Source organism: Armatimonadota bacterium (assembly GCA_013314775.1).
Classification (GTDB): Bacteria; Armatimonadota; Zipacnadia; order Zipacnadales; family JABUFB01; genus JABUFB01.
Genome location: JABUFB010000014.1, coordinates 220,082 through 230,843, shown reverse-complemented (window position 1 = coordinate 230,843; position 10,762 = coordinate 220,082). Strand labels below are relative to the sequence as shown.

Here is a 10,762-nt window from a genome sequence, read left to right as displayed (position 1 = left end):
GGGCCGGCGAAACGGTCTCCGTGAACGCCGCCGGAAGGTGCCCCGCGCTGAAGCACGGGGCTACGGGCCTTGGGCCAATCGTCCTCCGGACGAAATGCCGTCAGCGTCCGCCAGGACGCCCGGGCCGAAGCGCTCCGGATACGGAGCGCCGGCCCACAGGCCCGTGCTTCAGCGCGGGCCCTACATGCCTTCGGCCAACCAACCCTCGGCCGTTAGCGTCCGCCAGGACGCCCGGGCCGAAGCGCTCCGGATACGGAGCGCCGGCCCCTCAGGCCCGTGCTTCAGCGCGGGCCCTATATGCCTTGGGCCAACCAACCCTCGGCCGTCAGCGTCCGCAAGGACGCCCGGGCCTCGAAGGTTTCGGCACCCGATGCGCGGAATTTTCCGTTCTCGCGAAACCGATGCCCAGACCGCCCAGGAGGCCCAATGAACCTGTCCTTCCACGCTGACTGGCCCGCCGCAGCTCGACAGATGAGTCGCTTCTGGAACCGCGATCCTATCACTCGCCCGCCGATCTATCTCACGGTCGCAGCTCCCGAAAACCAGCGCATTCCGGTTCCCGTGCCCGAATCGCCTGAGCAGAAGTACTTCGACCCGGAATTCCTTATCGCCGCGTCCGAGGCCCGTTTCACAAACAGCATCTGCGTGGCCGAGGCTCTGCCAACGGTGACCCACGCGATGATGGCCGGGTGGCTTCCATCATTCGGCGCGCCTTTGTACGCGGACGATGCAACCGTCTGGTTCGGAGAGATCGTCCATGACTGGACGAACCTGCCCGACTGGTCCACCGCCTGGGACGATGAGGGTTGGCGGAGGCTGAAGGCTATCATGGCGCGGCTCATCGAAGCCGGCCGGGACCGCTTCTTCGTGGGCATCCCGCCCATGCTCACGCCCAACGACCTGCTCTCAGTGCTCTGCGACCCGTGCCGGTTTCTTCTGGCTCTGAGCGACTACCCGGACGAGGTTAGCCACTCACTGGAGACCATGACCACTGCGTTCATAGGGATGTTCGACGAAATATCGGCCATGTGCGCCACAGCTTTCGAGGGCACCCACCATCATTATCCTGTCTGGAGCCCCGACCCGCTGGTGACGGTGCAGTCCGACATTTCCTGCACCCTCTCCCCCGCCATGTTCGAGCGCTTCATAATCCCTGAACTCGAGCGCATCACCGCCCACACCGGCCGGGCTATCTACCACCTGGACGGCCCGGACGCAGTGAAGCATCTCGAGCGGATACTCGACCTGCCGCACCTGAGCATGCTGCAGTGGGTCCCCGGCGCGGGGCAGCCGGGTGGCTTCCAACACTGGTTGCATATCTTCAAGCGTGCGCAGGAGAGGGGCAAGGCGATCTTCCTTTACTGCGGGGTCGATGACTTGGAGCAGGCGGTGCGGGAGTTTCGCCCCGACCTCACGTTCCTATACTGCGGACAGGTAGACAACATGGCCCAGGCTGAGCAGGTGCTGGAGAAGCTGGAGAAGTGGACGAGAGAATATTGGGGGTAAGTTGCGCCCCGCGCTGAAGCACGGGGCTACGGGCCTTGGGCCAATCGTCCTGCGGACGAAATGCTCTCACTAACGTCCCCCGACTGGCCCCGCGCTGAAGCACGGGGCTATAGGCCTTGGGCCAATCGTCCTGCGGACGAAATGTTCTCACTAACGTCCCCCGACTGGCCCCGCGCTGAAGCACGGGGCTACGGGCCTCGGGCTAATCGTCCTGCGGACGAAATGTTCTCGCTAACGTTGCCCGAGTGGCCCCGCGCTGAAGCACGGGGCTACGGGCCTCGGGCCAATCGTCCTGCGGACGAAATGTTCTCGCTAACGTTGCCCGAGTGGCCCCGCGCTGAAGCACGGGGCTACGGGCCTTGGGCCAATCGTCCTGCGGACGAAATGCCCTGCCGTCAGCATCCGCAAGGACGCCCGGGCCGAAGCGTTCCGGATACGGAGCGCCGGCCCCACAGGCCCGTGCTTCAGCGCGGGCCCTATATGCCTTCGGCCAACCAACCCAATCCCGTCAGCGTCCGCCAGGACGCCCGGGCCGAAGCGCTCCGGATACGGAGCGTCGGCCACACAGGCCCGTGCTTCAGCGCGGGCCCTACATGCCTTCGGCCAACCAACCCAATCCAATCAGCGTCCGCCAGGACGCCCGGGTCGAAGCGCTCCGGATACGGAGCGCCGGCACTACAGGCCCGTGCTTCAGCGCGGGCCCTATATGCCTTGGGCCAACCAACCCAATCCAATCAGCGTCCGCAAGGACGCCCGGGTCGAAGCGCTCCGGATACGGAGCGTCGGCCACACAGGCCCGTGCTTCAGCGCGGGCCCTATATGCCTTCGGCCAACCAACCCAATCCAATCAGCGTCCGCCACGACGCCCGGGTCGAAGCGCTCCGGATACGGAGCGCCGGCACTACAGGCCCGTGCTTCAGCGCGGGCCCTATATGCCTTCGGCCAACCAACCCAATCCAATCAGCGTCCGCCAGGACGCCCGGGTCGAAGCGCTCCGGATACGGAGCGCCAGCCCCTCAGGCCCGTGCTTCAGCGCGGGCCATATATGCCTTCGGCCAACCAACCCAATCCAATCAGCGTCCGCCAGGACGCCCGGGCCGAAACGCTCCGGATACGGAGCGCCGGCCCCTCAGGCCCGTGCTTCAGCGCGGGCCCTACATGCCTTCGGCCAACCAACCCAATCCAATCAGCGTCCGCCAGGACGCCCGGGCCCAGAGTTTCACTGGCGGTTAGCCCCTAACCCACGTTCCAGACCGCGAAGGCCTCACGCATGCCAATGATCCCGTTCTCACGTTTGGTCAGGAACTCGTGGCCCACGTACCCCTGGTAGTCCAATTCCGCAATGCACCGCGCCACCGCCGGGTAGTAGATCTCCTGGGTTTCGTCCATGTCATTGCGGCCCGGATTGCCCGCGGTGTGGAAGTGCCCGAACCACTGGATATTGTCGCGAATGGTGCGGATCAGGTCGCCTTCCATGATCTGCATGTGGTAGATGTCATAGAGGAGCTTCACCCGCGGTGAGTTCACCATCTTGCACAGGTGCACACCCCACTCGGTGCTATCGCACATGTAACCAGGGTGGTTGACCTTACTGTTGAGAAGCTCGGTGCACAGGGTGACACCTTTCTCCTCGGCTGCCGGGGCAACTCGCGCCAGTATCTCCGCGCAAATCTCCGCTCCCTGCAGGTCGGATACCCCGTCGTAACGGTTCCCACTCAGGCAAAGGAGGCTGGGCACGTTGTACTCAACCGCAATCTCCAGGCTGGCCATGAGTTCGTCGTAGATACGCTCGTGATTCTCGCGCTTGTTCAGCCCGTCCGCGAGAGACTTGTGCCCCACGAAAATCGCGATGTCCAATCCCGCATCCTTGATCGCTCCGAAATACTCCTGCGGGCCCATCTCAATGGATGCGAAGCCTATCTCGGCGGCGGCCTTGATGCCGTCCTCGGGCTTGACGTCGCCCTTCATCAGGCATCCCCAGCATGCGGACTGCTTGATCGGTGTCATTGCGTGTACCCTCCAGGTACAAGATTTGCGGCAGTTTCGACGGCGACGAAGGAATGCCTTCCCGCACGCCGAAAAGGTGCTGCTAAGCACGACGGCCGTACCTGGAGGTCAATGCCATGCACGAAAGGTACCGTATCACGCCCGGAGCCAGTGTGAAACTCGCCGACTTTGACCCCGACGAACACGGCGGGCTGGACAAGGACGACAACCAGGTCTCCGAGCGCACCCTGGCCGCACTGGATTTCATGCATGAGTACCAGGAGCGTATGTACGCTGAGGGCTGCCGATCCCTCCTCATCATCCTTCAGGCCATGGACGCAGGCGGCAAGGATGGGACCATCGAGCATGTGATGAGCGGTCTCAACCCCCAGGCGTGCCATGTTCAGAGCTTCAAGGTCCCGACGCCGTTGGAACTGCGCCATGACTTCCTGTGGCGCGTCCACCAGTGGGCGCCCCGCGCCGGACACATTATGGTGTTCAACCGCTCGCATTACGAGGATGTGCTGGTCGTGCGTGTTCACAAACTGGTGCCCGAGAGCGTCTGGCGCAGACGATATGCGCACATCAACAACTTCGAGGAACTCCTGACAGACTCGGGGACGCGGATCATCAAGTTCTTCCTGCACATTTCCAAAGACGAACAGAAAGAGCGCCTCGAGGACCGCATCAAGGACCCAGCCAAACACTGGAAGTTGAACCCCAACGATTCCGCGGAGCGCGCGCTTTGGGATCACTACATGCGGGCGTACGAGGAGGTGCTGGAGCGCTGCAGTACGCATATCGCGCCGTGGTACGTGATACCGGCGAACCGCAAGTGGTACCGGAACATGGTGGTGGCAGAGATCATCGCGGACGCGTTGCGAGAAATGGACCCACAGTGGCCCAAGCCGAATTTCGACGTGAGCACGATCAGGATCGACTGAGGACCGCGCCGAAGCATCGGCGCCTCGGGGCTGGGAGTTGGCCGAGGCGGTGAAGGCATCTCAGGGTGCCGCGCCAGTCGCGACGCGATCGCTGCCCCAAGACTCACCCTTGGCAGCGACTCCGCGGTAACTGGCGCCACTCTGTCAGCCACCTGGGCATCCCCGCGGACAGACGCAGTCGGGAGGTCAACATGACCAGTCTCATAGCTCACACACCGCGGGTGTGCCTGCATGTGGCTGCCCTCGTAATCGTTGGGACGCTCTTCTGCCAATGCGGAACAGCGCCTCTTGCTCAGGAGGCCGCGATGAATCCTGCCACGCCCGCAGCGGATACTGTCGTCCAGCTGGCCACCGTGCAATCCCTGAAGAACTGGACGGACGCTTCCACCGGCGTCCTGGTCCGGACGACAGGCTTCCATTCTCCGGGGGACGGCGGCGGAGCTCTATACCGAATAGAGACCCCCCTTGAGAGCGTCGTGCCCAATGATGCCGACATCATTGCGCTCCAGGATGGAAGGGTAGCGGTCCTGCTGGAGCAGAGAGCCGTCAACTACCGGATGTTCGGCGCCCACGGAGATGGAGAGCATGACGACGGGGTGCAGATCAAGCTGGCGCACCAGTATGCCTGCAAACATCGGGTCCCCGTCATCAACCTGTCCGGCGAGTTCTGGATCAAGGAAACCCACAGTATCCCAATCCAGACAAACACCAACTGGGGCAACACCGTCTTCCACATTGATGAGCGCTTCAATGACCTGCGCAACCCCCGCTTCGTAGTGCTCAATGATAAACCCACCACGACCCTCGAGTTGAATGACGAGCTCAAGCAGGCGCTTCTGGACAGGATCCGGCCCGGAGTGCAGCTCATCCCCGAGCTGGCCGAATATGCAGGCCACCTGGTCATCGTCCAGGATAACAACGACCGCATCGGCATTCGTGCGGGCTACGAGGGCAACCGCGGCTGGGCCCGAGAAGAGTTCTTCTACGTCGAAGAGGAAGGGTACGTCATCGGTGACATCGCCTGGCAGTTCAAAGATTTCACCTCTGTGACGGTGACCCCTTGCAGCAGTACCTATCTCGTCATCGAGGGCGGCGGCTTCTACGTTTCCGGAGACTCGCCGGTCGCCGGGACCAAGGGCTACCACCACAACGGATTCTCGATCCAGCGCAGCCGCACCATCATCCGTGGGCAATGGATGGGGCTGGAGCCGGGGAAGCGGGACCTGTCCAGCGAACCGCGCAACGGCTTCTACACTCTCAGCCGGGTTTTCGATGTGACCCTTGAAAACATTCGCGCCATGCCCTGGGAGAAGAACCGGCAGGCACCCGAGACCCCGGTGGCCCACGGCACCTACGGCATTGGCGGCTCGCGTATGCTCAACTGCACATTCCGGAACATCACCGCCGAAGCGGGCTGGGTGGCCTGGGGTGTGCTGGGCACCAATCTCATCAAGAACATCCATTTCGAGCGGTGCAATCTGAACCGCATTGATGTGCATTTCCACGGATGGAACCTGTACATCAAGGACTGCGCCATCGGTCTCAAGGGGATTTCCGTCACCGGCGGCGGCGATCTGTTCATCGACAACACCACCCGAGTCGGCAGCAGCTTCGTGAGCTTCCGCCGGGATTACGGCTCGACGTGGGACGGGCGCATTCGTCTGCGCGGCTGTACGCTCAGGCCGCCTGGATCCGGCGGCGTAACCGTGCTGGACTACCGCATGGCCGACTTCGATTACCAGTACCCTGTCGGCTACGGGCGCAGTATTACCATCGATGACCTGATCGTGGACTACTCCGCCGCGCCCGACTCCACAGCGCAATGCTGGTTGATGAACGTGGTACCTTTCTCCAGGGCCCAGCACGGAGGCCGCCTGTTCTTCCCAACTCAGGTGACATTGAGGAATGTCCGCGTCATCGGACGGGAGCAGGGCGTGCGCCTCATGCGCATCCCCAGCCCACAGGACTACGACTTGCGGTATCCCGGCGGCTATGACGGCGACCGTCTGCGGCACAACTGCGAGATCACGGTGGAAAACGTACAACTGGAACGACTGGTCCCAGAGGGACCGGCAGATGCTAGCAGTGTGCACCTGCTCATCGGTGGGGACGCGAAAGACTACACCGATGAACGAGCCCTGTACCCGAAGATACGCTTCGGCGACTGCGAGGGGGTCGGCATCAACCTGAGCAACTGCGTGGCCAGCGCGTTCTTCGAGCGATGCTCAATCAACGCTGCACATGCGCCTGACCTGAGAGGGGAACTGGCATTTACCGCCTGCCGGTTCCAGCCCGAGTTGCAGAACCTGGAAGGCGATATCTATGCCCTGGACAGCACTCTGGGGACGCGCTTCACCAACTGCACCGTGCATGCCCCGTTTGTTGGCGGCGAGGCGAAGCCCGACCTTGTTGACCGAACCGGGTTCCTGGCGATCAACGGGGCGGTGAAACACTCTCACCTGAACACTGCATTGTCAAACGACATCCTCGATCACTGCCGTGCATCGGGCATCGAGTTGCAGCCGGACTTCATTGCGAAGCTGAAAGCCCACCACGAGATGGAGCAGTAGGTCCTGAGCACGTGTTCCGCAGCCATCCGGTACGGGGTTCGCCCAGACTCGCGAGGATGGCATCCCTGACGCAGGCGGGGGCAGCAGAGGACATCGCCGGGCGGCTGTACTACGACCCCACGCGAATGAGGCAGCACGAGGCCCTCGAACCGATCAGCACCGCCAAGGCGCGGTTTCTGACCCCAACCCTCGGTGACTTCATCCGCGTGGCCAATAAGTCCCGCACGGACGAGGAGAAGACGAAGCAGACCCTGGGCACGGTGGTCATGGCGACCGGAACCGCGGAGCGCCCCCACGCTTTGCGCTGCTTCATCAAGTACTCCGGCGTCATCGCGGTGCTGGTCATCGACGCGGAACCGGCGCAGGCTCTCCTCGCCGAAATCGCGCCACCTATGGCGTAACGAGCCCTCGGCCCCGGTGGCCGAGCACATGCAAGAAAACAACGTGCGGACCGGCAGGTCAGCACCCACGGCGTCAGACAGACGGGGTCTGGCTCTCAGTACCGCACAGCCAGCTCCACCGCGAGCAGCTGGGCGCCGTCCACCTCGCTTTGCATGGCAGGAAGAGACAAATCTACGGCGTTATCGCCAGCCTTGAACGCCGCGGCTTCCGGCGCGAAGGTCAGCCAGCCACTCGCGCTGTCCCTGGCCGTTGGCGCGATAGTCAACCCGTTCAGCGCGACTCTCAGATCGGCGACGAGATCGGCGGGCTGGACCTGCAGCCGCATTGTGATACCCCTGGGCGCTTGACGGCTGAAGTCGTCGCCCACCGGCAGGATCGCGCGCAGCGGCGAACCATCCCGCGGGATCGGACGTGGCAGGGCCTGGCTCTGCTCAATGCCCTGGACCAGGTCCCCTTCGAGAACCCGCATGTTGTCGATGACGAAGAGCTTGTCCAGTCCCGCGAGGGTCTCCGGCGAACCTAGCTCCCGGAACCGCGGATCCGGCCCGGCGGGGAAGAGATTGAAGATGTAGATACCGTCGGCGCCTCTGTGCCACGCATTGGACGCAGCCCCACGCCACGCCTCGATCGAGCCGTACCTCTGCTCCCGGCCCCGCATCCCTGAGGCGCTGATGGTCGGGTAGACCGGCACACCATGGGCGTGGCCCAGCGCGATCATCTCGTCGATGGGTTCGGTGAAGGGTACATAGCCGCCACCGATGGGAAGCAGGTCTGTCAGTCCCTCGCGCAACCAGCTCTCCACGTCGATGCCCACGTGGCGGCATCTTTGCACTGTGGCAGGCACTCGGGTTGCCATGAGTATAGGGCGGCCCCGTTGTGTCCCGAGGCGGACGGTCAGCTCCCGCAGGCGACGCTGGAAGCCCGTAAGGATCCCCACCTGCGTTTCGGTGGCGGGCTGGAAGTCGAGATTCGGCCGGAAGAACATGGGGGAGCGGAAGTAGTCGATCTCAACCCCGTCGATGTCATAGCGGCGGCAAACGTCCTCCTCGATCGCTACCAGGTAATCAAGCACTTCGGGCTTCTCGAAGTCCAGCGCTGACCACCAGTGCCGCGGCGAATCGCCTCCACCTGCTCTTGCAGCCTCCTCGCGAGTGCCCATCAGGTACTCGGGGTGCTCGCGCTTCCACCGGCCCAGCAACCAGTCAACGTAAGTGTCGTGAATGTCGTTGATCCGGTGGCTGAAAAAGATCTCGATGCCGTTGGCGTGGCAGAACTCCACCGCGATCTGGAGCACATCCAGCCCCGCGTCCTTCAGGGATGCGATGTTGCCCCTGGTGTTCAGGGCCATCTCCCCGGAGGATTCGGTGCAGTATTCACCGTACGTTTCTCCCACCTGCGCCAGGTGGGAGAAACAGGTGGTCTCACCGGTGCAATAGAAGATGCTGTCCACCTGGGTATTCAGCGCGTGGTTGAAGCGCTGATTCAGGAACCCTTCGCGGGTCCCGGCGCCTGCGAACATGATGTCGCAGCCATCGTTGTTGTAGATGATCCTGCGTCTGCGCCTTCGCGCGGCCTCTCGGAGCCGGGCATGCTCGGCCGGTTCGTCCTGCGGGCCGGCAGCCCCGGCGCTGCCCGAGAACACCAGTCCGGCTCCCGCAATTCCCGCCGACGCCCTGATGAACGCTCGCCTGTCCAGCACCAGTCTCATGAACCAGTCTCCCTTCACGTGCCAGGCTATCCCTGCGGGCTGACTGTAAGCTCAAAATGCACCAGTTGCGCTTCTTCCTGTGGGTTCCCGACTCGCCGAAGTCTCAGGCCAAGCTGGTTTGTCCGATACCGGACCTGTTCCACGCCCACGGGAACGTCGATGAAGTCGCCTGCGGTCGCGAGCCCTGAAATGGTCGCCAGTTCCGCGCCATTCAGCAAGACCGTCACGCTGTCGCCGACACTTGTGCCTCGACAGAACAGCCGCAGGTTGATTTTCGGGCTGCGGAACGTGGTCACATCGGTGCCGACGTAGAACTCGCAGGCTGTGGTCGCGCCGTCCTTGAGGGCGATCGGGAGGAGCTCATCGAGCTTGATGACCGGCGCTGTCCAGCCGGCCCCGGCCAGATGCTCGCGGCTATCCAGGCAGAAGAGCATCTCCCTGCCGTCGAGCGTACCGGGGTCACCGATCTCACGCATGACCTGCAACGGCAGGTCCCCTTCATTGGGCATGGTATTGAAGATGTACTGTCCATCCGCGCCGGCATCCCACAGGTTCATCGCAGCACCGCGCCAGGCGGGAAGAGCGTCGCGGAGGCTGTTTGCCCCGCGCGATTTCATACCCGACCGGCTGATGCACACGTATGCGGGGACGTGGTAGCGATGGGCCAACTCGATGAAGGGAACCGGCGGCATCGCGAAGGGTGTGTAGCCGCCGCTTCCCACCAGCACATCGACCGCGCCGCTGCGCAGGTTGGCCTCGATGTCCAGACCGACAAACCGCGAAAGCTCCGGCCACTTGGGGACGCGGAGGATCTGAAGCAACGGACGGCCGATCCTCTTGGCCTTGGCATCAAGCATGCTCCTTACTTGCCGGTGGAAGTCGACCATCACATGGCAGTGCTCCTCAGTCACCGCCTTGATTGGATCGCTGAATGTCTCCCTGAACAGCCACGGGTCCCGCAGGTAGTCCAGTTCAACGCCGTCGATATCGTAGTTCTCAATGACCTCGCCGATGATCGACAGGACGTGCTCACGCACCTGCGGCACACCGTAATCCAGAACCCGGTACCAGTGCCGGTGATCTCCCGGCGGGTATTTCCTGTCGTCGCCCTCGGCGCCCAGCCACCATTCCGGGTGCTCGGCTTTGTAGCTGCCGAGCAGGAAGCCCGCAACCATGTCCTCCATTCCATTCATCCGGTGTGACCACCAGACTTCCTTGCCATTACGGTGCAGAAAGTCCACGGCAATCTCCAGCACATCGGTGCCCTGTTCGGCTAGTCGCTCTACGAGCCGCACTTCGCTCGAAATGGGCACCCCCGGGTGAGGTCGGGTGAACAGCTCCGCGACATTGCTCCGGTGTGTGTACAGCCCGGTGTCTGCGGTGGTGCAGTAGGTTACCGTGTCGACCTGCGTATTGACGCAGGGCGCGAGCCGTGTGGCCAGAAATGCCTCAGCGGTTGGAGCAGTGGCGTACCAGGCGTCGTCTCCATCGTTATTGAAGATGATCCTGCGCGTCCGGTGGGCCGCACGCCGGCGTTCGGCGACCAGGGTGTCCTCGGCCCGAGCGGTTGACGCGATAGCCGTCGCCGCGATGCTGCAAGCAGTACCGGCGATGAACCTGCGACGTGATATCTGCATGGTGCTTGC

7 protein-coding genes are annotated in these 10,762 nt (G+C 63.1%); 4 read left to right on the top strand and 3 right to left on the bottom strand.

The genetic code is table 11. The annotated features are described in order from the left end of the window. Nucleotides 1-426: 426 nt before the first annotated feature. On the top strand, nucleotides 427-1,506 hold the full coding sequence (locus tag HPY44_18535; GenBank protein NSW58007.1) for a hypothetical protein: 1,080 nt from the start codon (nucleotides 427-429) through the stop codon (nucleotides 1,504-1,506). A gap of 1,236 nt (nucleotides 1,507-2,742) precedes the next feature. Here the strand turns inward: HPY44_18535 and HPY44_18530 are convergent. Then, nucleotides 2,743-3,513 (bottom strand): TIM barrel protein, encoded by a 771-nt coding sequence (locus HPY44_18530; protein ID NSW58006.1) that lies wholly within the window; start codon nucleotides 3,511-3,513, stop codon nucleotides 2,743-2,745. Nucleotides 3,514-3,629: 116 nt separating this feature from the next. Between HPY44_18530 and HPY44_18525 the strand changes: the two genes are divergently transcribed. The 3 genes from HPY44_18525 (at nucleotide 3,630) to HPY44_18515 (ending at nucleotide 7,407) form a co-directional block, all read left to right on the top strand. Then, the gene (locus tag HPY44_18525; GenBank protein NSW58005.1) at nucleotides 3,630-4,436 is read left to right on the top strand and encodes a polyphosphate kinase 2 family protein; all 807 of its coding nucleotides are present in this window, start codon (nucleotides 3,630-3,632) and stop codon (nucleotides 4,434-4,436) included. Between the two features lie 191 nt (nucleotides 4,437-4,627). After that, nucleotides 4,628-7,006: a hypothetical protein gene (locus HPY44_18520; GenBank protein ID NSW58004.1), complete on the top strand. Its 2,379-nt coding sequence runs from the start codon at nucleotides 4,628-4,630 to the stop codon at nucleotides 7,004-7,006. A 56-nt stretch (nucleotides 7,007-7,062) separates the two neighbouring features. Beyond that, nucleotides 7,063-7,407: a hypothetical protein gene (locus HPY44_18515; GenBank protein NSW58003.1), complete on the top strand. Its 345-nt coding sequence runs from the start codon at nucleotides 7,063-7,065 to the stop codon at nucleotides 7,405-7,407. Between the two features lie 95 nt (nucleotides 7,408-7,502). Here HPY44_18515 and HPY44_18510 read toward each other — a convergent pair whose 3' ends face one another. Together HPY44_18510 and HPY44_18505 are read right to left on the bottom strand one after the other, a co-directional pair. Then, complete coding sequence (locus HPY44_18510) at nucleotides 7,503-9,116, bottom strand: family 10 glycosylhydrolase (GenBank protein NSW58002.1); 1,614 nt, start codon at nucleotides 9,114-9,116, stop codon at nucleotides 7,503-7,505. Between the two features lie 26 nt (nucleotides 9,117-9,142). Further along, on the bottom strand, nucleotides 9,143-10,753 hold the full coding sequence (locus tag HPY44_18505) for a family 10 glycosylhydrolase (GenBank protein NSW58001.1): 1,611 nt from the start codon (nucleotides 10,751-10,753) through the stop codon (nucleotides 9,143-9,145). Nucleotides 10,754-10,762 lie beyond the last annotated feature (9 nt).

What these genes read in the sequence shown, in the direction of transcription:
- HPY44_18535 (NSW58007.1), top strand. Translation starts at nt 427, where the DNA reads ATGAACCTGTCCTTCCACGCTGACTGGCCCGCCGCAGCTCGACAGATG.
- HPY44_18530 (NSW58006.1), bottom strand. Translation starts at nt 3,513, where the DNA reads ATGACACCGATCAAGCAGTCCGCATGCTGGGGATGCCTGATGAAGGGC.
- HPY44_18525 (NSW58005.1), top strand. Translation starts at nt 3,630, where the DNA reads ATGCACGAAAGGTACCGTATCACGCCCGGAGCCAGTGTGAAACTCGCC.
- HPY44_18520 (NSW58004.1), top strand. Translation starts at nt 4,628, where the DNA reads ATGACCAGTCTCATAGCTCACACACCGCGGGTGTGCCTGCATGTGGCT.
- HPY44_18515 (NSW58003.1), top strand. Translation starts at nt 7,063, where the DNA reads ATGGCATCCCTGACGCAGGCGGGGGCAGCAGAGGACATCGCCGGGCGG.
- HPY44_18510 (NSW58002.1), bottom strand. Translation starts at nt 9,116, where the DNA reads ATGAGACTGGTGCTGGACAGGCGAGCGTTCATCAGGGCGTCGGCGGGA.
- HPY44_18505 (NSW58001.1), bottom strand. Translation starts at nt 10,753, where the DNA reads ATGCAGATATCACGTCGCAGGTTCATCGCCGGTACTGCTTGCAGCATC.